Annotated in this window: 20 protein-coding genes; 8 read left to right on the forward strand and 12 right to left on the reverse strand. The window is 46.9% G+C overall.

Annotated features, from left to right (window positions below):
- Nucleotides 1-89: 89 nt before the first annotated feature.
- Nucleotides 90-2,462, reverse strand: coding sequence for a phosphoenolpyruvate synthase (ppsA, locus tag R7Q38_RS01035; RefSeq protein WP_239939091.1), 2,373 nt, complete (start codon nt 2,460-2,462; stop codon nt 90-92).
- Between the two features lie 251 nt (nt 2,463-2,713).
- On the opposite strand from ppsA, the gene R7Q38_RS01040 reads away from it, so the two are divergent.
- On the forward strand, nt 2,714-3,550 hold the full coding sequence (locus tag R7Q38_RS01040) for a pyruvate, water dikinase regulatory protein (protein ID WP_005373820.1): 837 nt from the start codon (nt 2,714-2,716) through the stop codon (nt 3,548-3,550).
- 76 nt (nt 3,551-3,626) lie between these two features.
- Here R7Q38_RS01040 and ansB read toward each other — a convergent pair whose 3' ends face one another.
- Nucleotides 3,627-4,691 carry an L-asparaginase 2 gene (ansB, locus tag R7Q38_RS01045; protein WP_239939092.1) on the reverse strand — a complete coding sequence of 355 codons (1,065 nt, stop codon included), beginning with the start codon at nt 4,689-4,691 and terminating at the stop codon, nt 3,627-3,629.
- Between the two features lie 370 nt (nt 4,692-5,061).
- Nucleotides 5,062-6,318: an adenylosuccinate synthase gene (locus R7Q38_RS01050; RefSeq protein ID WP_005373814.1), complete on the reverse strand. Its 1,257-nt coding sequence runs from the start codon at nt 6,316-6,318 to the stop codon at nt 5,062-5,064.
- A 105-nt stretch (nt 6,319-6,423) separates the two neighbouring features.
- Here R7Q38_RS01050 and R7Q38_RS01055 point away from each other — a divergent pair, with 105 nt between their 5' ends.
- The 3 genes from R7Q38_RS01055 (at nt 6,424) to R7Q38_RS01065 (ending at nt 8,397) form a co-directional block, all read left to right on the forward strand.
- Complete coding sequence (locus R7Q38_RS01055; RefSeq protein WP_062731066.1) at nt 6,424-7,293, forward strand: LysR family transcriptional regulator; 870 nt, start codon at nt 6,424-6,426, stop codon at nt 7,291-7,293.
- Nucleotides 7,294-7,312: 19 nt separating this feature from the next.
- Nucleotides 7,313-7,705: a ribosome recycling factor family protein gene (locus R7Q38_RS01060; protein ID WP_062731091.1), complete on the forward strand. Its 393-nt coding sequence runs from the start codon at nt 7,313-7,315 to the stop codon at nt 7,703-7,705.
- Between the two features lie 77 nt (nt 7,706-7,782).
- On the forward strand, nt 7,783-8,397 hold the full coding sequence (locus R7Q38_RS01065) for a LysE family translocator (protein ID WP_062731065.1): 615 nt from the start codon (nt 7,783-7,785) through the stop codon (nt 8,395-8,397).
- A gap of 92 nt (nt 8,398-8,489) precedes the next feature.
- Here the strand turns inward: R7Q38_RS01065 and R7Q38_RS01070 are convergent, their stop codons facing one another.
- The 6 genes from R7Q38_RS01070 to doeA form a co-directional block, all read right to left on the reverse strand.
- Nucleotides 8,490-9,011: a DUF2058 domain-containing protein gene (locus tag R7Q38_RS01070; protein ID WP_017633576.1), complete on the reverse strand. Its 522-nt coding sequence runs from the start codon at nt 9,009-9,011 to the stop codon at nt 8,490-8,492.
- 171 nt (nt 9,012-9,182) lie between these two features.
- The gene (locus R7Q38_RS01075) at nt 9,183-10,586 is read right to left on the reverse strand and encodes an aspartate aminotransferase family protein (RefSeq protein WP_213910116.1); all 1,404 of its coding nucleotides are present in this window, start codon (nt 10,584-10,586) and stop codon (nt 9,183-9,185) included.
- 41 nt (nt 10,587-10,627) lie between these two features.
- Nucleotides 10,628-12,148, reverse strand: a complete 1,521-nt coding sequence (locus tag R7Q38_RS01080; RefSeq protein WP_239938745.1) for an NAD-dependent succinate-semialdehyde dehydrogenase — start codon at nt 12,146-12,148, stop codon at nt 10,628-10,630.
- A gap of 155 nt (nt 12,149-12,303) precedes the next feature.
- Nucleotides 12,304-12,783 carry an Lrp/AsnC family transcriptional regulator gene (locus tag R7Q38_RS01085; protein WP_005387046.1) on the reverse strand — a complete coding sequence of 160 codons (480 nt, stop codon included), beginning with the start codon at nt 12,781-12,783 and terminating at the stop codon, nt 12,304-12,306.
- A 123-nt stretch (nt 12,784-12,906) separates the two neighbouring features.
- Complete coding sequence (doeB, locus tag R7Q38_RS01090) at nt 12,907-13,914, reverse strand: N(2)-acetyl-L-2,4-diaminobutanoate deacetylase DoeB (protein WP_239938747.1); 1,008 nt, start codon at nt 13,912-13,914, stop codon at nt 12,907-12,909.
- 54 nt (nt 13,915-13,968) lie between these two features.
- On the reverse strand, nt 13,969-15,156 hold the full coding sequence (gene doeA / locus R7Q38_RS01095; protein ID WP_005373780.1) for an ectoine hydrolase DoeA: 1,188 nt from the start codon (nt 15,154-15,156) through the stop codon (nt 13,969-13,971).
- Nucleotides 15,157-15,427: 271 nt separating this feature from the next.
- Between doeA and R7Q38_RS01100 the strand changes: the two genes are divergently transcribed.
- Nucleotides 15,428-16,861, forward strand: coding sequence for a PLP-dependent aminotransferase family protein (locus R7Q38_RS01100; RefSeq protein ID WP_318113966.1), 1,434 nt, complete (start codon nt 15,428-15,430; stop codon nt 16,859-16,861).
- 20 nt (nt 16,862-16,881) lie between these two features.
- Here R7Q38_RS01100 and R7Q38_RS01105 read toward each other — a convergent pair whose 3' ends face one another.
- Nucleotides 16,882-17,904, reverse strand: a complete 1,023-nt coding sequence (locus tag R7Q38_RS01105; RefSeq protein ID WP_239938751.1) for a helix-turn-helix transcriptional regulator — start codon at nt 17,902-17,904, stop codon at nt 16,882-16,884.
- Between the two features lie 131 nt (nt 17,905-18,035).
- Here R7Q38_RS01105 and R7Q38_RS01110 point away from each other — a divergent pair, with 131 nt between their 5' ends.
- Genes R7Q38_RS01110 through R7Q38_RS01120 form a run of 3 tightly spaced genes read left to right on the forward strand, consistent with a single transcriptional unit; the run spans nt 18,036 to nt 20,413 of the window.
- Nucleotides 18,036-18,797, forward strand: coding sequence for an SDR family oxidoreductase (locus R7Q38_RS01110; RefSeq protein WP_318113968.1), 762 nt, complete (start codon nt 18,036-18,038; stop codon nt 18,795-18,797).
- Nucleotides 18,798-18,837: 40 nt separating this feature from the next.
- Entirely contained in the window at nt 18,838-19,350 is a 513-nt protein-coding gene (locus R7Q38_RS01115) for a 2,4'-dihydroxyacetophenone dioxygenase family protein (RefSeq protein ID WP_005479856.1), read from the forward strand.
- Nucleotides 19,351-19,354: 4 nt separating this feature from the next.
- Nucleotides 19,355-20,413 carry a zinc-binding dehydrogenase gene (locus R7Q38_RS01120; protein WP_318113969.1) on the forward strand — a complete coding sequence of 353 codons (1,059 nt, stop codon included), beginning with the start codon at nt 19,355-19,357 and terminating at the stop codon, nt 20,411-20,413.
- Between the two features lie 83 nt (nt 20,414-20,496).
- Here the strand turns inward: R7Q38_RS01120 and R7Q38_RS01125 are convergent, their stop codons facing one another.
- Nucleotides 20,497-21,621 (reverse strand): alkene reductase, encoded by a 1,125-nt coding sequence (locus R7Q38_RS01125; RefSeq protein ID WP_239938755.1) that lies wholly within the window; start codon nt 21,619-21,621, stop codon nt 20,497-20,499.
- A gap of 10 nt (nt 21,622-21,631) precedes the next feature.
- Nucleotides 21,632-22,261 (reverse strand): glutaredoxin 2, encoded by a 630-nt coding sequence (gene grxB / locus R7Q38_RS01130; protein ID WP_025536479.1) that lies wholly within the window; start codon nt 22,259-22,261, stop codon nt 21,632-21,634.
- Between the last annotated feature and the right edge of the window lie 174 nt (nt 22,262-22,435).

The following is a 22,435-nucleotide window of genomic DNA, read 5'->3' on the forward strand; positions in this document are numbered from 1 at the left end:
TGAGAGAGGAATCACGAACTGATTGTGAAATGACGTGTGAATAACAAAGCCCTCACAAGTGGAGTGTGAGGGCTAGAGTTTATCGTGTGTTACTTGCTGCTAACTTTACCGAGTTTTAACCAAGTATCGATAACCGTATCTGGGTTTAGTGATACAGAGCTAATACCTTGATCCATTAGCCATTCCGCTAAGTCGTCGTGGTCTGATGGGCCTTGACCACAAATACCAACGTATTTGCCTGCTTTTGTTGCCGCATCAATCGCCATCTGAAGCATCACCTTAACCGCTGGGTTGCGCTCATCAAATAGATGTGCAACATCGCCAGAGTCACGATCAAGTCCAAGCGTTAGCTGAGTCATGTCGTTTGAGCCAATCGAGAAGCCATCAAAGTACTTCAAGAACTCATCGGCAAGGACCGCGTTGGATGGCAGTTCGCACATCATGATGACTTTAAGACCCTGATCGCCACGGCGCAGATCAAACTTCGCTAGCAAATCAATCACTGATGCTGCTTCGCTTGGTGTACGCACAAATGGGATCATGATTTCAACGTTTTTCAGACCCATTTCGTTACGAACGCGTTTAATTGCTTGAGTTTCTAGCTCGAAGCAGTCTTCAAACACTGGAGAAATGTAACGAGACGCGCCACGGAAGCCAAGCATTGGGTTTTCTTCATGCGGTTCGTATGCTTTACCGCCAACCAAGTTGCTGTATTCGTTAGACTTAAAGTCAGACATACGAACAATAACGCGTTTCGGCCAAAATGCCGCAGCAATGGTTGCGATACCTTCTGTCAGTTTGCTTACGTAGAAATCGATAGGATCTTTGTAACCACGAATACGCTGAGTGATTTCTGCTTTTAGCTCATCGCTTTGTGCATCAAAGTTAAGTAATGCTTTCGGGTGGATACCAATCATCTTATTGATGATGAATTCAAGACGCGCAAGACCAACACCTTCATTTGGAATTTGTGCGAAGTCAAATGCGCGATCAGGGTTACCCACGTTCATCATCACTTTTGTTGGTAGCAGTGGCAGTTCATCAACAGAAGAGCGTTTTACATCAAACTCAAGTTCACCTTGGTAAACGTAGCCCGTTTCACCTTCTGAACAAGATACGGTCACGGTTGCACCATCGGTTAACTTGCTTGTCGCATCGCCACAGCCAACGATTGCAGGAATACCAAGCTCACGAGCGATGATGGCAGCGTGACACGTACGGCCACCACGGTTGGTTACGATTGCAGATGCTTTTTTCATCACTGGTTCCCAGTCTGGGTCAGTCATGTCTGTAACTAGCACGTCACCTTCTTGGACTAAAGACATTTGGTCCAGAGAGTCAACCAAGCGAACCACGCCTTTACCGATGCGCTGACCGATTGCACGACCTTCAACCAAAACATCCGCTTTGTTTTGTAGCTCGTAGCGCTCAATCACATTTTGTTCCGTTTGCGAACATACGGTTTCAGGACGTGCTTGAACAATGTACAGCTTGCCATCAATGCCATCTTTTGCCCATTCAATGTCCATTGGACGCTGATAGTGCTTTTCGATGATCATTGCTTGCTTTGCGAGCTCTTTGATCTCGTCGTCGTTCAATGAGAACGTGTTGAGCTCTTCATCAGGAGTATCAACGATATCAACTTGTTTGCCGATTTCTTGGTTATCTGAGTAGATCATTTTGATCAACTTAGAACCAAATGTTTTCTTAACGATTGGGTGTTCGCCTGCTTCAAGCATTGGCTTGTGAACGTAGAACTCGTCAGGGTTTACTGCACCTTGAACGACCATCTCGCCTAGACCCCATGAAGAGGTGATGAAGACAACTTGGTCGAAACCCGATTCAGTGTCTAGTGTAAACATAACACCCGACGAGGCTTTATCTGAACGCACCATACGTTGGATACCCGCAGATAGCGAGATGCCACGGTGGTCGAACCCTTGGTGAACGCGGTAAGAAATCGCACGGTCGTTAAATAGAGAAGCGTAAACGTGCTTAGTTGCTTCTAGTACTGCGTCGATGCCTTTCACGTTCAAAAACGTTTCTTGCTGACCAGCAAAAGAAGCATCAGGTAGGTCTTCTGCCGTAGCAGATGAACGAACTGCGACTGAAAGCTCAGGATTGCCTTCGATCAGTTCTTGGTAATTTTCACGAATTTCTTGTTCAAGGTCCGCAGGGAAAGGGGCCTCTAATACCCATTGACGAATGTTTGCACCTGTCTTACGCAGAGCTTCTACATCTTCAACGTCTAGTTCATCGAGTAATTGGTGAATACGCTCATCCAAACCTTCGTGGTCAAGGAATTGGTTAAACGCGTATGAGGTTGTCGCAAAACCATTTGGTACAGAAACGCCTGCGTTTGCTAGGTTAGAAACCATTTCGCCAAGTGAAGCATTCTTACCGCCGACTTTGTCGACATCATCCATGGATAGGCCATTGAACCAGAGGGTGTTCTTTTGCATGTCTTTCTCCAGAAACATTGCAGCTTAGTAGGGGGACTTAAATCGATCTAAACAATCGCATGTTGGCTGTTATTACACGTTGACCATACATTGCTTCATTTAGATTGATATCAAAGGCAAACGATTACGTTCTGGCTGAAAAAAATTCAAAAGAATTTTTAAAGCTGTGGTGAACCTAACTGAAAGCCAAACTGATTTATTAATATTATGTGTACCATCCTACTCAAAAGATTTTGAAAAATTAAACAGAAATGCAAATAAATAACCAAAGTCGTGATGTGTTCTATGTTTCTGACGGTACGGCGATAACATGTGAGACATTAGGGCATGTTGTTCTCGGTCAATTTCCGTTCATTCCTAACGAAAAAACCTTTCCGTTTGTAGAAAGCCAGGACAAAGCTACTGACGTAGTCAAAGAAATTGAAACTTCCTACCAGCGCAATGGCGTCAAACCTCTGGTCTTTTTCTCAATTGTCGTTCCAGAAGTACGTGAAATGCTGCTTGAAGCGCCGGCATACAGTTACGATGTTTTGGAGAGTATTGTGCAGAAAGTGCAAGACGACATTCAGATGGCACCAAAGCCTAAGTTGCAGCGTTCTCGCAGCGTGGGGAAAGATTCCGACACCTATTTTGACCGTATTGCGGCTATTGAATACACATTGGCGCATGATGATGGCATCACACTAAAAGGGTTGGAGCAAGCTGATATCATCTTACTTGGCGTGTCGCGTAGTGGAAAAACGCCGACTAGCTTGTATATGGCGATGCAATTTGGTTTACGTGTTGTGAACTATCCGTTTATTGCGGAAGATGTGAAGATGATGCGTTTGTTACCTGAGTTTGAGATCCATCGTCATAAGTTGTTCGGGCTCACTATCGACCCTGAACGTTTGACTGAAATCCGTGAGAATCGTTTGTCTGGAAGTGATTACGCTAGCACAGAGCAGTGCAAGCTGGAGCTAGACACTGTTGAGGCTTTGTTTAGAAGAGAGGCGATCCCATATATCAATACGTCCTCTCTGTCTGTTGAGGAAATTACTACGCGTATTCTGGAAAAAGCAGGAATGAAGCGTCGCTTGTTTGGCTAACAAGAGACGCTCATGTCGCTATGTGTAAGAGGAGGTAAGGTGTGTACCTCCTCTATCGAATGAACCTTAGACAGAATTAATAGTATTGGAACATCTTTTGGATGTCTTGATAGTTTTTGGTCTGAGTCAGTGACAGCATCAGTAAGATACGTGCTTTTTGTGGGTTCAATGTACCAGCGGCAACAAAGCCGTATTTTTCGTCATCAATTTCAGCATCCAAAGTGGTTGAGCCGCTAGGCGTTCGGGAGCTTCTTACAACAACAACGCCATCTTTACTCGCTTTCTCTAGCTCATCAAACACAGCGTGGTACAAGTTACCATTACCGACACCAGCACTTACGATGCCGTCAAACTTCGCATCCACAAAGGCTTTCACTGGCAAATTGGAGGCATTTGCATAGTTATAAACAATACCGACCTTAGGCAACTTAGTAAGCTTTGATACATCGAATGGGGTTTCTGTCGTATGTTTACGCTCTGGGCTTCGTTGATATTTGGCATCGCTATTATGAATGTAGCCGATAGCACCAAAGTTGGGTGACTGGAAAGTGCTGACGGAGGTTGTATTGGTTTTTGTCACATCTCGCGCATCGAAAATCGTGTCATTCATTGCGACTAGCACGCCACGTCCTTCTGAATCTTCATCGGTGACTGTTACGACTGCATTGTATAAGTTGACTGGTCCATCAGCACTCATTGCGGTGGAAGGACGCATTGCACCAACGATCACGACAGGCTTTTTGCTCTTGACGGTCAGATCAAGGAAGTAAGCGGTTTCCTCTAACGTATCCGTACCATGAGTAATGACGATGCCGTCAACATCATCTTGAGCGAGTAGCTCATTAACTCTTTTCGATAATTTTAGCCACACATCATTATTCATATCTTGTGAACCGATACTGACCACTTGCTCTCCAGAAATATCGGCAATGTTGGTCATACTCGGCACCGCAGAAATCAATGATTCAACGCCGACTTTACCTGCTGTGTAGTTTGACTCTGTTGCAGATTGACCTGCGCCTGCTATGGTGCCACCAGTGGCAAGGATTTTAATGTTCGGAAGATCGGATTGCGCAAAAGAGAACGAACTGATGCATAAACCGAGAGTTATCGTACTGAGGCGGAAAAGATTTTTCGTCATGGGAATCACCTGCTGTTAGGTTGGATGTTGGGGAACTCATCTATCCTAAAAACAGCGGGTTAGATTTTTTGAGTACTAGTTCAACAAATTGCAGATGAAGATCGTGATCAACTGATCACTTAAAGAATATCAAATCAACCAGTTAACCTAATTGACGTGCTTCTTTAACAAGTGAGATGTGCTAGTAACGTGCACAACGTGTTAAGTCCTATAATTTATTGATTTATAAATAAAGGAGGTAGGAGTCTCGTGATGAGGTTATTAAACATGAATTTAGCCGTGCAATTTTCCAAAGTTTACAGTGTAAAAAAAAGCGGCTTTACCCCGGAACAGATAAAAGCCGCTTGCCAATGATGTGTTAATTCACATCTTATCGCATAATCATTTGTTCACGACCAGGACCCACAGACACCATTTTTACTGGTACGCCCATGAGTTCCTCAATGCGTAGAACGTATTTCTGTGCTGCTACTGGAAGCTCTTCAAACTTACGACAACCTGTGATGTCCTCGCTCCAGCTTTCCATCTTCTCGTAGATTGGCGCAAGAGAGGCAGTTTGAGGCCAGATTGGGTTTTCGCTGTGGTCGCCTTCGTAGCCAACACAGATTTTCAGATCGTTAAGGCCAGTCAAACAGTCTACTTTCGTTAGTGCAATTTCAGTTGCGGCTTGCAGTTCAACGCCATTCTTCGTAGCGACTGCGTCGAAGTAGCCCATGTCGCGTGGACGACCCGTAGTTGCACCGAACTCGCCAGCAAGTTCGCGGAAAGCGTCTTGCTCTTCCATTGCAGTGATCAACGTACCAGTACCCACTGATGAGCTGAAGGCTTTTGCAACCGCAATAACGCGTTCAGGACGAAGTGCCGGAAGGCCACTACCGATACCCGCGTACATTGATACAACGTTAGAAGATGTTGTCCAAGGGTACTCACCGTAAACAAGGTCACGACCCGCGCCAAGCTGCGCTTCGAACAATAGAGTTTTGTCTTTCGCTTGTAGTTCTTTTAGAGGAAGCGTTACGTTGCAAATTGAATCGCGCCAAGGTGCAGAGACTTCTAGCAGCCAGTTCGCCAGTTCTTCAGCGGTTTGTTCAAACTCGAACGTCGGGTAAAGTGCACGCAGTTGCGGCAGTTTCCAATCCATCATGAATTGAAGGCGTTCAACCAATACTTCTGGTTGCTTCAACCAACCAACTAGGATGCCTTTCTTCATTACGCGATCACCGTACGCAGGTGCAATACCTTGGCGAGTTGAACCGTATGCTTTGTCGCCTAAACGTTGTTCTTCTAGCGTATCTTCTAGTGCGTGTAGAGGTAGACACAGTGTTGCGCGATCAGAGATGCACATATTCACTTTTACGCCCGCTTCTTCAACTTCCGCAATCTCCTGAGACAGCAACGCAGGGCTGATAACCATACCCGGACCTAACACTGCCAAACAGTCAGGGTTGAAAACGCCACTTGGTAGCTGGTGCAGCTTGAACGTACCTAGGTCGTTAACTACGGTGTGACCCGCGTTGTTACCACCTTGGAAACGAATGCTTGCAGAAGCTTGCTCTGCCAAAAAGTCAACGATGCGGCCTTTGCCTTCATCACCCCAGTTTGCACCCACAACAACGATAGACGACATAATTTAATCTCCAAAAACAGATGCAAAAATCTTAAGGTGTTCGCCATAATAAGAGAAATTAATTATACTCATTAACTTGATAAGAATCTCATATCGGAATTGGCAATGTTAGATTTGAACTGGCTGCGAACCTTCGTCACTCTTGCAGAGGTAAAACACTTTGGTAAAACAGCGACGGAACTGCACATGACACAGCCGAACGTAAGTTTGCATATCAAGCAGTTGGAGCAAGCCACGCGCACGAAATTGATTGAGCGAAATCCCGTGCAGTTGACGCAAGCGGGGAAGCGTTTGTTAGCTACGGCGCAGCGGATGCTCAATGAGCTGCAAATTTGTCAGTCAGATCTCAATGCCATCAACGATCTTACGCAGGGGACGCTTTCTATTGCGGCGAGCGATATTGTTTCACGTTTACTGCTTATCAAACCATTTCAGCAATTCAAAAGTGAATATCCGGGGATCGACTTGGCATTGTTCAACACCACATCTTCTCAAGCGGTGGATTTGGTGAAAAGTGCGCGTGCCGATATCGGCTTTGTTATCGCACAAAAAGAGAGTCAACCGCTGCATTTTACGCCTCTCACGCAGATTCACTGGTGTGCGTTTGGCGATAACTTTTTTGAGTGGCAAGACAATGGAAAAGAGAGCCAGACGCTGATCCTGCTAGGGCACGATACTCGAACCCGAGAGCTGATTGATGCGTCTTTACCTGAGCTAAATCTGCCTAAGCATCGCGTGATGGAAGTGGGCAGTGTGGAAGCACAAATCGACTGGGCGGAAGCGGGATTTGGGACTGCTATTGTGCCGGATTTCTCGCTCGATCCGAGATTAAAGCTTTCTCGTGAAGTTACGCCTTTGCCAAGTTTTCCAAACACTGATTTCGGCTACATCGTGCGTCAAAATCAGGTGTTGTCCAAAGCTGCAAAACAGTTGTTGGCTTGGGTTGGCGAGAATGTGTCGGTGGTTGAGGGCTAAGGCGATGAAAGAAAAAGCCATGAAAGAGACGGAGATTACGATTTCGCTCCCATCCTTGATTCACCGTATTGGTGGCGACCATGCCAAGCGAGCGAAAACACTCGCAGCAGAAAAACAGTGCGATCTTAAGCGAATTAGGCGATCTCGTAACTGGCAAATCTCAGGCGAGGCTTTGGATGTAAAAGCGTTTTTAGATCATCTTAAAAGCGAAGAGGCAGAGGTGATGCGCTTTGCGATCAACAAGATCGAGCAAGCTCTACTCGCTCACCAAGACAAGTTGGAACCTTTGGACGTGAAGTTGATACGTTTGGTGAGACAAAACCCAAACATCACCTTAGCTGAGTTGATGGCAGAAACGAACTGCACGTTGGTTCAAGCTCGCACGGCACGATTTGATGCTGAGTTGCTTTAAGATTGGTTTGTGGTTTACTCACTTTATTAACAGATGTTAGGGTACCGATCAAAATCACTCACTAAGACCATTTTATTATGGATATTTGGCAGCTTCTCTTTTTTATCCCTGCTTGCTTTGCTCTCAATATGGCTCCAGGCCCAAACAATTTATTGGCAATGAATAATGCTCGTTGTTACGGCTTTAGGGCCGCGTTTACGGCTAGTTTAGGCAGAATTGCCGCTTTTTCAGCGATGATTGCGTTGTCTGCATCAGGTCTGGCTGTGATTTTGTATACGTCAGAAATGCTATTTTTGGCAATAAAGTTGGTAGGGGCGCTGTATCTACTATGGATTGCGTTCAACCTTTGGCGCTCAGAGTCCAGCCCGATCTCTGACTTGGACAATTCGCGCAACTACGCAGGACTGGCGAAACAAGAATTTACGCTCGCTGCTGGCAACCCGAAAGCGATTCTTATTTTTACTGCATTCTTGCCGCAATTTGTTGATGCCAATGCCAACGTTCAAGAGCAGTTTTTTGCCCTTGGCTCCACGTTTTTGATATTAGAAATGGTCGCCATTTCAATCTATGCCATCTTTGGTTTGTACTTGAGACACTGGTTTTCAAACCCCAAAATGGCGAAACGTTTCAATCGCGGATGTTCGTTGTTTTTAGCCGCATCAGGTGCGAATTTGCTACTAAGTAAGCAATAACAACACATCATCTCCGTAGATTATTTTTCTATAAAAAGAGCCGCTGATGTTACATCAGCGGCTCTTTTAGTTGATGCATCGATTATTTATTGTTACCACATCAAATCGTCAGGCACGACGAAATCTGCGTATGGATCGTCTTCTGCTGGAATGTCCGATTCAGGTTCTTTTTGTTCGATGATGACGGACTCATCACGCTGAGCAATTTTATTCGCTACTCCACGTGGAATGACAACATAGCTTTCACCAACAATTGCGATTGCCAAAATACCTTTGATCAACTGCTCGCGGATAAGTGAATCTACATAAAGAGATTTCACTAGCGTACCGTGAGTGAAGTTGTATTTGATGTCGCCATCTTTTAAGTCGATCTTGTTCATCTCAATCAATTGATTGATCTGCGCTTTGATCTCTTTATTTAATCGCTCAGCATTTTGCTGCTCGCTCAATTGTTTATCACGCTCTAACTGTTGGCGTTTATTCTCTTCAACCGCCGCTTTTACTTCGCGTGCTTGAACGCGTGATTTTTTAGAGCCTTTCTTCGCTTTCTTTAGTTTCTTTTCATTAACTAAGCCAGCTTTCAGCATTTGTTCTTGAAGGGTAAGTTTTGCCATGTTTTATCCAGTTAGTGCGCAATTTTGGGCATTTTACCCACTATTGCCACTTGTAGTAAATAATAGTGCTTCCTATGGGTCTAAAATGTTTGGTTGGCTTGTTATCTCTTTAAGGAAAGTGCAAAGCGGGCCTTCTCCAAAGCCCGCGAGCGTTACTGAAATCTAGGTGGGTTATGGCTGCCACTGTTTAGATGTGACGAGGTTATCCATCACTTTGTTTACCGCTTGATGCGCTTTGTCGACAATGGTGTCTATATCGTTACGATTCGCGATAAGCGGTGGAGCAAAACCGAGGATGTCACCATGTGGCATAGCGCGAGCGATTAAGCCTTGCTCTAAACAGGCCGTCGCGATTTGCGGGCCTACTTTCAAGTTTGGATCAAAGTGTGCTCGGCGAAGCTTGTCTGAAGAAAACTCCAACGCATGCAACAAGCCAACGCCACGAGTATCACCGACTAATGGATGATCGTTAAACGTCTCTGCCATACGTTGCTGCAAGTAAGCGCCGACTTCGGCCGCGTTTTGCACTAAGCCTTCACGTTCAATGATATCGAGGTTGCAGTTCGCGGCTGCCGCTCCCATTGGGTGACCAGAGTAGGTATAACCGTGTCCGATAGCGCCCCATTGGTCGGTGCCGTTTTCTAGCACACTCCAAACTCGTTCACCGACGATCACGCCAGACAGCGGTTGATACGCTGAGGTTAACCCTTTCGCTACCGTGATGAGATCTGGTTTCATGTCGTAGTGCAGTGAGCCAAAATCGGAGCCGAGGCGACCAAAGCCACACACCACTTCATCCGCAATCAAGAGTACATCGTATTTGTCGAGCACTTTGCGAATCGCCTGCCAGTACCCTGCTGGTGGTGGCACAATACCGCCAGTACCGAGCACTGGTTCTGCAATCATTGCTGCTACCGTTTCTGGGCCTTCTTCCAAGATCATCGCTTCGAGTTGATCTGCGCAATATTGAGAGAATTCGAGCTCAGACATACTCTCGTCTTCACGGCGATAATAATATGGCGCGATGGTGTGTTTGATACGCTCAAGTGGTAAATCAAAATGGGCGTGGAACAGCGGCAAACCTGTCATTGAACCGGACGCGATACTTGAACCATGGTAGCCGCGGTCACGCGAAATGATTTTTTTCTTCTCTGGTAGACCACGAGCATTGTTGTAATACCATACCAACTTAAGTTGAGTTTCGTTCGCGTCGCTGCCTGACATGCCGTAGTAAACTTTGCTCATGCCTTCAGGCGCCATTTTGATGATGCGATCTGACAGTGTCACGAGCGCTTCGTTCGTATGACCGACGTACGTGTGGTAGTACGCCAGTTCTTTGGCTTGCTCATAAATCGCATCGGCCATTTCGGTCCTGCCATAGCCAATGTTTACACAATACAACCCGGCAAAGCCGTCTATCAGCTCGATGCCTTCTGAATCGGTGATGCGTATTCCGCTTCCGCTCGAGATAATTCTTCCCGAAAGCTCCCCGGCCGCATACTGCTTTAGGTGGGTTGAGGCATGAAATACTCTCTGACGATCGATCTCTAAAAGTTGTTGGGTTTTGTTACTCATGATCCTTCTCCTCGAATAATTGGATATCCATATTTCGTGTCTCAACTGCCACTGACGGTTGGTAAAGCGCCTAAGCAGCAGTATTTGATTTCACTGTATTCTTCAAATCCGTGACGGCTTCCTTCTCGTCCAAGACCAGACTGTTTCACGCCGCCGAATGGGATAGGGTGCCCTGTCATTTTGACGGAGTTCACGCTCACCATGCCAAACTCCAAACCGCGCATGCAGTGCCAAATTTGGTGAATATCGTGACCATAAACATAGGCAGCTAAGCCGTACTCAGTGTCGTTGCTCATTTCAATCACGGTATCTAAGTCTTGGTAAGGCAATACGCCTGCCACAGGACAAAAATTCTCTTCGCGATACACCGCCATTTCAGGGGTTACATCGGCTAGCAATGTCGGCGCGAAGAAATTTTCGCCTGGTACGGGCTGGTGGTATCCCGCTACCAATCGCGCGCCTTTGTCGAGCGCGTCACGCACCAAATCATGCGCTTTATCCACCGCAGTGCGATTAATAAGCGGTCCCATGGTGGTTTTTTCGTCTAAGCCATTGCCCAAAACGATGTGGCTCATTTCTTTGGCAAACGCTTCCAAAAACACTTCGTACTTATCGTCAGGGACGAAAATACGGTTTGCGGCCAAGCAGTCTTGTCCTGCGGTTTGAAACTTCGCATCCACGGCGGCTTTGGCTGCTTGCTCGACATCCATATCTGGCAGCACGATGAAAGGGGCGTTACCACCGAGCTCCATACTGCACTTCTTCACGGTTTGTGCCGCGTCGCGTAGCAATAGTTTGCCTACTCGAGTTGAGCCTGTGAACGAGAGCGCTTTGACTTTATCGGAGTGACACAAGGTTTGTGACACCATCACCGCATCGCCAGTGATCACGTTAAATACACCAGGTGGAAAGCCAGCTCGGTCTGCTAACTCTGCCAACGCTAACGCAGAAAAAGGCGTTTCACTGGCGGGCTTAATGATCACCGGACAGCCTATTGCTAGTGCGGCAGCGGCTTTGCGTGTGATCATGGCATTAGGAAAGTTCCATGGCGTAATCAGTGCTGCGACACCAATTGGCTCGCGCACCGTTGATAGCTGCGCATTCGGAATATGACTTGGGATGGTTTCGCCATAACAGCGGCGTGCTTCTTCGGCAAACCAACGAACAAAGGATGCGCCGTAGTCAATCTCACCTACAGCATCACCTAGTGTTTTTCCTTGCTCCATCACCATCAAATGAGCAAGGTCTTGCTTTGATTCTAGAATCAGGTCGTGCCAACGCATGAGAATTTCAGCGCGCTCTTCTGCTTGCATTTTTCGCCATTGACAAAAGGCTTGGTCGGCTTCATCAATCGCTTGATAGAGTTGTTGCTGAGATAGCTTAGTGATGTAACCGATGACCGTGCCATCTGCTGGATTATCCACCGGATGAAATTGATCACCACTTACCCATTTGCCATTCACGTACGCTAAACCTCTCACCAAACGTACGTCTTTCATTATCGCCATCATGTCGTGTGAGGCTTTTAATTCTTCAGTGTGTAAGCTGTGCAGTGCTGCCATGAGTCCTTCTCCCAGCATCGTTGTCCATAATGAAACTGTAATGGAGAAGTGACCGAAATAATTTCTGATACCGAGGTTTAAAACGTCAGAACTTTCTTTTTAGTGCCGTTAAATATGGTGTTTTTTCTGTTCACGCCTGATACGCATTTTCCCTTTTATAACAAAGCGTTTTGGTTTACTTCGAATGTGCCCGCATCACGTTTGATTGTTTTTGTCACAATGTAAGTAAAGTAGCGCTCAATGCCCACATCTGAGTCTAACCAGTTGTCGATAAGCCGCTGATATTGGTCGATATCTTCTGACTGAATTTTAAGGATGTAATCGATACCACCGCCCGTGGCATAGCAATCAGTGACTTCTGGTGAATGTTGAACCAGTTGCTCGAAGCGTTTGAACGCTTGGGCGTTGTGTTCTTTGAGCGTAACTTCAACCATAACCGACGTTCGTTTGAACAAAATATCGGTATTTACTTTTGCTCCGTAACCTTCAATGATGCCTGCTTCTTCCAGTTTTTTGACGCGCTCCCAGCAAGGGCTCACGGATAGGTTGATGGCCTCGGCAAGGTGAGATTTGGTGATACGACCATTATCATGAAGTATTTGTAGAATTTTTACGTCGTAGCGATCGAGGCGCATTATGAGTCTCCCTGTTGAATACTAATCATTTCATAAAGGCTGATGACTGGTCGCTGTTATAAGGTGCTTTCCAGTTTGCTTCTGGTATGCCATTTGTTTTGATTTCTTTAGTTGGCTTTTCAATCAGCCTATCTCGCCGCAGTCTTCGGCTATAACTGCGATAGTGTCACCGATATTCACCATAGCAGGAAAACGACGTGCCGCGAAAATACCATTGCGCTGTGACTTGTACTCAACGGGGGCGGTACCTGTGCGCTCGGTCGAGAAGATTCTCACTAATACATCTCCCTTTTTGACGGTATCGCCAAGATCAAATAAGTATTCTGTGATGCCGTGGTGCTGGCTTTGCACATAACAACTTGCATCAGGCATATCTAATAACTTAGTTGGTTGGGTTGGTTGTTCGTAGTCACCGGGCAAGTTGCCTGAGAAGCGTAAGAAGTTGCGAATGCCACGGTCGGAATAAGCGATGGTTTCTGGAGTGCTGGTTCCGCCTCCTCTTAGTTCGGTGGTAACAAAGATTTTTCCCTGAGACTCCACGGCAGTGTCATACAGGCTGGTGGCGTCCATTTCGAGCAAGATCATGGTGTAAGGTGCGCCAAACAGTTTTGCACCTAATAAGCAGGCTTCTTCTTGATCGAGATTGTCGAGACGATGGGCAGCGGCGAACGGCACGATATCTAACGTTTTACCACCTGAGTGAATGTCTAACGCAAAATCGCACTTAGGAACTAGGTAACGAGTAAAATAATCCGCAATTTTCTCGGTCACTGTGCCTATGGGGTTACCGGGAAAGCTGCGATTTAAATTCCCTTTATCGATAAACGACGTACGTGAGGCATTTTGTACCGCAGGTAAGTTCATCATGGGTACAATAATGACACGACCTTGGATTTGATCTGCTTGAAGCGAGTTCGTCAATTTTAGCAGGCTGGTGATGCCTTCGTATTCGTCTCCGTGATTACCGCCAGTAAGCAGTGCGGTTGGTCCGTGACCATTTTTGATCACGGTGATAGGTATCATAATACTTCCCCAAGCGGAGTCGTCATGTGAATAGGGCAGCGTTAAAAAGCCGTGCTGTACACCTTCTCGGTCAAAGTCTATGGTGGCTGTGATCGAGCTTTTTTGCATATCAAGTCCTTTTAGTTCTCAGATCTAGCTCAACAGAGCTTGAGGTTTGAAAAATTAGTGTTTAACAAATAAGTGGCGTGGAAAGTCACATAGCGTTTTTGCTCCATCATGGGTAATGACGATACTTTCCGTTGTTTCTAACCCCCAATCTTTGAACCACAGCCCCGGCATAAAATGGAATGTCATGCCTTCTCTCAAGATGGTTTTATCGGTGTCTCGCAAACTCATGGTTCGTTCCCCCCAATCTGGCGGGTAGCTCAAACCTATTGGATAGCCACAACGGGCGCCTTCGCGTGAGAATCCCGCTTTATCGAGAACCTGGTTTAGTGCATTGGCGATGTCGGCGCAGGTATTTCCGGGCTTTGCCACTTTTAGGCCTGCTTCAAGTCCTAAAGTTAGGGCTTCGTCGGCTCGTTTGAACTTGTCGTCAGGCTCGCCAAGAAAAATAGTGCGTGAGAGTGGGCAATGGTAACGGCGGTGCGCCCCTGCGATTTCAAAAAACGTCCCTTCGCCTTTCTTGAAGGGTCTGTCATCCCAAGTCAGGTGAGGTGCGGAAGCATCAGAACCTGATGGCAAAAGCGGCACAATCGCGGTGTAATCGCCAAAGTGGTCTTCATGCCCGAGCACGGCTTGGCGGTTAATCTCGGCAACAAGGTGGTGTTTCGGTAATCCGGGTTCAATCATGTCGAACGCGACGCGGTGCATATTTTCAACAATGCGAGCGGCACGGTACATGTACGCCAGTTCTTGATCGGATTTAACGGCGCGGCACCAGTTGACTAGTCCGGTTGCATCGAGAAGTTGAGCATTCGGTAGGTGCGTAGTGAGTGATTCGTAAGCGGTGGCGCTAAAGTAATAGTTATCTTTTTCTACGCCGATACGACCACGATCCCAAAGGCGCGGAGCCAGTACGGCTTCGACTAGGAAATCCATCGGGTGTAACGGCGGGTTCATTACATAATGGTCTGGATAGTAGGTAATGTTTTCTGCCGACATATACGCAGTCCTGTATGCTCCGTTGGCATCTTGGCAGCGTCCAAACCAAACAGGTTCATCAGATGGACCAACAACGACACATTGTGGCACGTAAAAAGACCACCCATCATAGCCTGTCAGCCACGCCATGTTAGAAGGGTCATGAATGATAAGGACATCCAATTCTCTTTCTTCCATCGATTGCCGAACTTTCGTTAACCGATCCTGGAACTCATCCAGTGTAAAATGCAAAGCAACGCCTCTCATATTTTCTCCTTGTTAGAAATCCGACGCCTTATGGGCCTTCGGAGACGCTGAGGTATTTCTACCTTCTACCAGCTAGCCAGATCTGCGTTAAAAATGATTGCAATTTACCTCTGGGGTTGTATTTGGATTGAACGATGCTATTTAACATGTTTGTTTAACCCATACATTTCATGTCAATCATTACAATTGTGGTTTATTTTTGTGCATTTCACCTCGTTTTGTGAGTTAAAGTTCGCCATTTGTTAAACAGAAGTTACAATGAGCGTTAAAAATGAATCAATTAAAATATTGTGTCATGACAATTTCTTTGAACCCGATCATTCGGCCAGGCACCGCTAAATACATCTCCATTGGTAACTATCTTGTCGAATGTGTCCGCAATGGTTATCTAAAACCGGGGACTCGATTACCCACACATCGTGAGTTTGCAGAGCAAATTGGCGTCAGCGTACAAACGGTGAGCCATGCATATGGTTATGCAGAGAAAAAAGGGGCGATCGAGTCTTGGGTTGGGAATGGTACTTTTGTCAAATCAGGTTTTGTGGATGAAAGTACGGACACGGAGTTCATGCTGACACAAGAGATGAAAGAAACGCCGGATGAAATTGATATGTCGATTGCACATCCAGTGGTGACCGATCGCCACATTACGCTTTTTAATCAGGCGTTAATGGAGATTGCTGGGCAAACAAACAATCGTGGTTTGATCAGTAAAGCAAAGCCGGTAACAGGTCAGCCTCATCATATTGAGTCAGGAGCACGATTTCTAAGTAGCCAAGGGTTGGATGTGGGTGCCGATCAAATATTACTCACAAATGGCGCATGCCATGGTTTAACGTTGGCTTTAAGCACAGTTGTTGAACACGGCGATTTAGTTGCTTGTGGTCACTTGGTTGATCATGGCTTGATCTCTCGCTCGAGAATGCTTGGATTTAAGTTGCAACCACTTGAAATGGATGAGTTTGGTATAACGCCGGATGCATTTGAATGGGCATGTAAACACAAACCAATCAAGGTATTGTGTTGCACACCGAGCATGGCTAACCCGACTAGTGCGCATATGGATGTTGAACGCCGAGAGGCGATAGCGAATATTGCGCAGCAATACGACATCTATGTAATTGAAGATGACGTGTATGGAGCACTAGAACCTAACCGTGTCCCACCCCTTGCCACATTGTTACCCGAACAAGCTTTCTATGTCACCAGTTTAACCAAAGTTGTAGCGCCAGGCATGCGCACTGGCTATCTGACGGTCCCACGTCATTTTTTGCAGCACGCGATTGGTCGTTTAGCGGCAACGAGTTGGTCTGCGACTCCATTACCATTTGAAGTTGCTCATTTGTGGATCGAAAACGGTACGTTAAATCGACTTATTCGCTTTCAAGTCAATGAGTTTGCCAAGCGACAGCGAATAGCAAAAGCCGCTTTAGAAGGGCATGTTTATAGCTCGCACCCGAATGGACAGCACATTTGGTTGAGACTACCCGAGCAGTGGAATAGCGATGATCTGGTTGCTTCGGCTAAGCGTTCAGGGGTGCAGATCACTGAATATAAACCGTTTGTTCTCGATACTAATCAGCCAATGCCTTACGTGCGAATCAGCTTGGGAGCAGAAACAAACCGAGGCTACATCAAACACGGGTTATCTGTGATTGCTGAAATTCTCGATACCAACCCTCCCACCTCACACTTTTTGGTTTGAACGATAGGTTATTTATGCTTTTAACTGATGGGCTTAAACGTTTGTAACTGAGTTTTTTCTTGTCGCCATTGCCTTGGCGATTTTCCCGTCCAGCGACGAAAGTGGCGGCTGAAGACCGCAGTTTCGGCATAACCCAATTGCAACGCGATATCGGTAATACTCTGAATATTCTCACTTAAACGCTGCTCAGCGAAATCCTGACGCACTTGCTGCAATAGCTGTCGATAACTTGTGCCCTGCTGTTTCAGCTTGCTTTGCAGCATTCTCGGATGCAGGTCCAATGCTCTTGCAACGCGCTCAACGCTGCATTCTCCGGTTGAGAGCAAACGACCAATCATGTTTGCCGCTTGGTCACTGAGATTGTTGGGGTAACGGGTTTGCAGCTCTTTGAGGTGCTGTTGAAAATGGCGCTCTAGTGCGTCTTCATCTTGGTGGTTCTTAGCGTTGAGCAGAGTCGCTTTAAGTAGGATACCGTCAAACTTATCACCGAAACGCAGTTTGTTCTGCTGGGCAAATTCGCTCTGTTCTGCCTCGAAGCTTGCGTGTTGGGTGAGGTGTAAAGAGAAGTGGCTCGCTTCAATATCAAGCAGACTGGCAATAAACATCGCCAGATGCGATACACTCAACTGCATCAACTGTGCGATACCGCGTTCGCTGTGCACATCAATACTGAGCGACAATCGTACCCAATCATCTTGTGGCGTCATGTTGAGAGTAACGCCTGACGAATGCAGATAGAGAAAATCATTCACCCGCGCCAATGCATCACCGACCGTTTCTGCGCGAGAAACCAGCATCGGCAAATCGCCTAAACTTTGCAGGTTTTGGCGCTCGGCGAGTAACGCACCAAACAACGGTTGCTGACAACGAGCAGCCGCTTCTTCCAGTAATTCAGCCAACCTAGGGTAGGCGAGATAGGTATCGGGATCGCGAAACTGCGCGGCAGACAGGCCAACAGCGGCCATTATCTCTTGCGGATTCTGACCTAATTCTGAAACCAAGCTATCAAATTTATCGGCAGCGCCACTTCGTACGATATACATGTCTCGATTCTTAAATGTTAATAAGTTGTAAATCGCAATATATCAAATTTACTTCGCAAAAGGTCAAGTGAGTATCAGTTAGTTGATTTAAGTTACATTTTGATAACAACAACGCATGGATGAGAAGCAGTATGGAACTTATCAATAAAACGGCCATTGTGACTGGGGCGGCTGGTGGAATTGGCCAAGCCATCATTGCGAAGCTGAGAGAGCAAGGAGCCAAAGTGCTTGCTGTCGATATTTCAGAACAATCACTGCAAATGTACACAAGTTTTGACTCAAAGCAGTTGGGAACCTTTGTCGCGGACGTCACCGATTACCAACAAGTTGAAGCTATGGTGAAGTGTGCGGTCGAACAGTTTGGCTCGCTCGATATCATGATCAACAACGCGGGCATCGGCGCACCGAAACCTCTGCTTGACCACGACCCAATTGCCGATTTTGAGCCGATCTCAAAGGTCAACCAAAATGGTGTCTACTACGGCATTCTCGCCGCTGGGCGACAATTCCAAGCACAAGGCACACCGGGCGTAGTTCTTAATACATCGTCTGTTTACGCACGAATGGCGTCTGAGATGACTTTTACCTACAACGTCAGCAAAGCAGCGGTCGACATGATGACCAAATGCGCTGCATTAGAACTGGCACCATTGGGTATTCGTGTTTGCACCGTCGCTCCGGGACGCGTTGATACTCCGATGTTAAGGCAATACGAAGAGATTGGCCTATGGAACCACATCCGCAAAGAACAGATGCGTCAAAACTTCACACAACCAGAAGAGATTGCTGATGTGGTGGCGTTTCTGGTCAGCGAGAAAGCCAACTGTATCAACGGTTGTACCATCAGCGCATCTGACGGTTTCGAGAATTTTAAGTACCCACTTATGGGATAGGCGAGTACGCCACATTACAGCAATAGCGAGGATGTAAGTTATGTCATTACCAGAAGTTATTCAGCACCAAGATTTCTTATTAACTCTTAATACTAATGAAGAGTCGATCATCAAAGACGCGCTACCGGGTGTTGATGTTTACCCGTTGTTTCTAGACCCAGAAAACGGTACTTGGGTGGTTCGCGCCAAATTCAAACCGGGTATCACTCTGCCTAAGCACTACCACACTGGTGTGGTGCACTTCTATACCCTGAGCGGCGCTTGGCACTACATCGAGTATCCAGACCAAGTTCAAACCGCTGGCAGCTACTTATATGAGCCGGGCGGTTCGATTCATACCTTCCACTGCCCTGAAAGCTCAGGCGGTGCCGACGGATTTATGGTGATCCAAGGTGCAAACATTAACTTTGACGAAGAAGGTAACTTCATCAATATCATGGATGCGGGTTGGATTGAGCAAGTTGTTATTGCAACAGCGAAAGCACAAGGCTTCACCGCGCGCTACATCAAACCGGGTGCGATTGCTGGCCTCAGCGATGAGCTAGCGGAGTAACCCCATGCAACAGATGAACAGTATCGTAATGCAGGATGGTAGTGTCCGCCTGAAGCAAGTCGAAATCCCCAAACCTGCAGCGGGACAAGTGTTGGTTCGTAGTCTAGCTTGTGGCATTTGTGGCTCCGACCTTCACATTACTCGACACGCGGATGAGGTATTTGATGTATTCCACCAGCTCGGGTTGATGCCTGATGAAGCCGGTGAGCACGCTCAAGTGATGTTGGGGCATGAGTTCTGCGCGGAAATTGTCGAATACGGATCTGACACTCAACAGACGTTGGCTGTTGGTAGCCGAGTCACCTCAGTACCGATGTTGCTCAGTCAAAATGGCGCGGGCGTTGGTGTTACTCCGGGTACTTATGGCGCTTACTCTGAGTACTTCCTGCTTGATGAAGCGTTATTGCTACCTGTCCCAGACGAAATGCCGTCTGAGGCGGCGGCATTGACCGAACCACTGGCGGTCGGTTTGCACGCGGTCAATCGCAGTGAAATCGAAACGGAAGAAACCGCGCTGGTTGTCGGTTGCGGCCCTATAGGGCTGGCGGTGATTGCAGCGCTCAAACAACGCGGCGTCAGCAATATTCTTGCGGTCGATCTTCAGGAAGAGAAGCTGCTACTTGCTAGTGAGTTTGGCGCAAATCGATTGATCAACCCGACTAAGGAAGACGAGATCGCCGTTGGTGAGCAGTACGCGATGAACTCACGTCTGGTCATTTACGAGTGTGTTGGCAAGCATACTTTGATTGACGATTTTCTGCGCCGCGCCCCTGCCCGAACGCGAATCGTCATCTCGGGTATCCATACTACACCCGCAATCATTAACTACGCGTACGCGACGGTAAAAGAGCTCGATTTGAGATTCTCTTACTACTACCAACCGCACGAGTTTGAGCAATGCCTACAAGCGATTGCCGAACACACGTTGCCTTGGCAGAAAATGCTCACCGCCAAAGTGGGAATCGACGGTGTCGAAGACGCATTTACACAGTTAATGACGCCAAATGATCACATCAAAGTGGTGATCGAACCTTGGCGCAGCGGCGCGTTAGAAGTGATTTAACTCTTAGCCAGATTAAGCTAGCTAAAACCAATTTTAGTTTGGTGACAGCCCCAACCGTAGCAGCTAGGTTGGGGCTTTTTTTGTTAGGCTTGTTCTGCGCATTCCCGTTGCAGAGCAGGGTAATCGGTGTAGCCTCGTTCGTTTCCGCCAAACAACGTTGAGCCATCGAGTTCTGCCAACGGATGGTGATGTTGCAAGCGAGAGACTAAGTCTGGGTTTGCTACGAATGGTCGTCCGAATGCGACAAGATCCGCGTAGCCTTTCTCTAACACTTCGTCTGCTCGCTGAGGATTGTAGCGACCTGCGACAATGATAGCGTTGCGAAAGCGCTTTCTAAGTTCGATTCGAAACGTCTCGGGAATCGTTGGTGCATCGGCCCAATCGGCCTCGGACAAGTGCAAGTAGGCAATGTCGCGCTCCTGTAGCTGTTTTGATGCCTCTAGGATCGTCGGCACGATATCTGGGCAGTCCATATCTTTAAACGTAATGAATGGTGCCAATCTCACTCCAACTCGATGCGCACCAACAGCGGCGATAACTGCATCCACCACTTCGATAAGAAAACGGATACGATTTTCTCGTGAACCGCCGTAGTTGTCTGTTCGATGGTTTGAGTTGGTTCTTAAGAACTGATCGATCAGATACCCATTCCCGCCGTGGATTTCTACACCATCAAAACCCGATTCAATAGCGCGTTTGGCTGCGTTCGCGAAATCACCGACAACTCGGTTGATATCCGCTTGTGTCATTGCGCGTGGCTCAACACAATCGACCATATTGCCGTTGCCTTGTTCATCTGCAATCCAAACTTGCGTCTCTACCGGAGCGAGCGCAGATGGTGCGATAGGCTGTTCACCATTTTGGAATGTTGGGTGAGACACTCTGCCCACATGCCATAGCTGACAAAACATCGCTGCGCCTTGTAATTTGACCGCTTGGGTCACACCTTGCCAGCCCGCCACTTGCGCATCGGTGTAAACGCCAGGTGTGAACGAATAGCCTTGAGAATCGTCCGAAATTTGTGTGGCTTCGGAAATGATCAGCCCGGCAGAAGCGCGCTGTTGATAATACGTTGCCATCATCTCATTCGGGATGTTGCCCGGCTGAGTGGTGCGTGCGCGAGTCATTGGTGCCATGACAATGCGGTTTTGTAGTGACAACGCTTTCAGTTGAGCTGGTTCAAACAGCTTATTTGTTCTTTGTTTCATGATGCGCTCCTTAGATAAGTACTGGCACGTTGGTCGCTTTACGAGCGGTTGCCATCCAGTGAAGTACGGCTGGATCCCATTGCACTTCGGGCGCACTGAAAAAGCCGCGTAGAATGGAGAACATAATGGCCTGATCAACCAGTGACGTTTGCTTTTCTGAACTTAGGTTGAGCAAGGGTTTAGTTTGTTCTATCAAAGCGGCGACTTCTTTCGCAATCGCAGGTGTATCGTTAATCAAAGCTTCAAAATTTAACGCTTCGGTTTCTTTTTTTGCACGCCATGCTTGTTTAGCGGTTTCTGTTGCAAATTCCGGTAACGTCATGTTTGACCAACGCGGATACCCGACTTTTTGTAGCGGTAAAAACGCTTGTTTTTGCCAGTCTAAAACCGGTGTTGAGGGTTGGCTTTTTTCGCTGGAAGATGCCAATTCAAGGAAGTAGTTGATGATGTCTAAGCTTTCCGCCATGGCTTCACCATCGTCTTTGATCAAAAGAGGAACTTGTTTTGCGCCGATGATGTTTGTGGTGGTGCTCTCGTCGTCATAAGCAATGTTGATGACGTCGAGTTGAATATTCAGCATGCCTGCAACAAAACGGACGCGGGCGCTAAAGGGGCAATGTTCATAAATGTACAGTTTCATTTTTTGTTTCCTATCTCTTGGCTGGGCAGGGCGTGTTGTTGTGCGTTGAACAGCGTTACGGCGTTTAACTTTGCCCTGTCACATAATGTTCTGGGTCTAAACAATGTCGATAGGGTCAGTATATGGATTCGACTTAATTTGATAATTGGGTAATATCTGAATTAATTATTCAGT

The sequence above is a fragment of the Vibrio sp. Vb0598 genome (genome assembly GCF_033338935.1).
Taxonomy (GTDB): domain Bacteria; phylum Pseudomonadota; class Gammaproteobacteria; order Enterobacterales; family Vibrionaceae; genus Vibrio; species Vibrio alginolyticus.

What these genes read in the sequence shown, in the direction of transcription:
- ppsA (WP_239939091.1), bottom strand. Translation starts at nt 2,462, where the DNA reads ATGCAAAAGAACACCCTCTGGTTCAATGGCCTATCCATGGATGATGTC.
- R7Q38_RS01040 (WP_005373820.1), top strand. Translation starts at nt 2,714, where the DNA reads ATGCAAATAAATAACCAAAGTCGTGATGTGTTCTATGTTTCTGACGGT.
- ansB (WP_239939092.1), bottom strand. Translation starts at nt 4,691, where the DNA reads ATGACGAAAAATCTTTTCCGCCTCAGTACGATAACTCTCGGTTTATGC.
- R7Q38_RS01050 (WP_005373814.1), bottom strand. Translation starts at nt 6,318, where the DNA reads ATGTCGTCTATCGTTGTTGTGGGTGCAAACTGGGGTGATGAAGGCAAA.
- R7Q38_RS01055 (WP_062731066.1), top strand. Translation starts at nt 6,424, where the DNA reads ATGTTAGATTTGAACTGGCTGCGAACCTTCGTCACTCTTGCAGAGGTA.
- R7Q38_RS01060 (WP_062731091.1), top strand. Translation starts at nt 7,313, where the DNA reads ATGAAAGAGACGGAGATTACGATTTCGCTCCCATCCTTGATTCACCGT.
- R7Q38_RS01065 (WP_062731065.1), top strand. Translation starts at nt 7,783, where the DNA reads ATGGATATTTGGCAGCTTCTCTTTTTTATCCCTGCTTGCTTTGCTCTC.
- R7Q38_RS01070 (WP_017633576.1), bottom strand. Translation starts at nt 9,011, where the DNA reads ATGGCAAAACTTACCCTTCAAGAACAAATGCTGAAAGCTGGCTTAGTT.
- R7Q38_RS01075 (WP_213910116.1), bottom strand. Translation starts at nt 10,586, where the DNA reads ATGAGTAACAAAACCCAACAACTTTTAGAGATCGATCGTCAGAGAGTA.
- R7Q38_RS01080 (WP_239938745.1), bottom strand. Translation starts at nt 12,148, where the DNA reads ATGGCAGCACTGCACAGCTTACACACTGAAGAATTAAAAGCCTCACAC.
- R7Q38_RS01085 (WP_005387046.1), bottom strand. Translation starts at nt 12,783, where the DNA reads ATGCGCCTCGATCGCTACGACGTAAAAATTCTACAAATACTTCATGAT.
- doeB (WP_239938747.1), bottom strand. Translation starts at nt 13,914, where the DNA reads ATGCAAAAAAGCTCGATCACAGCCACCATAGACTTTGACCGAGAAGGT.
- doeA (WP_005373780.1), bottom strand. Translation starts at nt 15,156, where the DNA reads ATGAGAGGCGTTGCTTTGCATTTTACACTGGATGAGTTCCAGGATCGG.
- R7Q38_RS01100 (WP_318113966.1), top strand. Translation starts at nt 15,428, where the DNA reads ATGAATCAATTAAAATATTGTGTCATGACAATTTCTTTGAACCCGATC.
- R7Q38_RS01105 (WP_239938751.1), bottom strand. Translation starts at nt 17,904, where the DNA reads ATGTATATCGTACGAAGTGGCGCTGCCGATAAATTTGATAGCTTGGTT.
- R7Q38_RS01110 (WP_318113968.1), top strand. Translation starts at nt 18,036, where the DNA reads ATGGAACTTATCAATAAAACGGCCATTGTGACTGGGGCGGCTGGTGGA.
- R7Q38_RS01115 (WP_005479856.1), top strand. Translation starts at nt 18,838, where the DNA reads ATGTCATTACCAGAAGTTATTCAGCACCAAGATTTCTTATTAACTCTT.
- R7Q38_RS01120 (WP_318113969.1), top strand. Translation starts at nt 19,355, where the DNA reads ATGCAACAGATGAACAGTATCGTAATGCAGGATGGTAGTGTCCGCCTG.
- R7Q38_RS01125 (WP_239938755.1), bottom strand. Translation starts at nt 21,621, where the DNA reads ATGAAACAAAGAACAAATAAGCTGTTTGAACCAGCTCAACTGAAAGCG.
- grxB (WP_025536479.1), bottom strand. Translation starts at nt 22,261, where the DNA reads ATGAAACTGTACATTTATGAACATTGCCCCTTTAGCGCCCGCGTCCGT.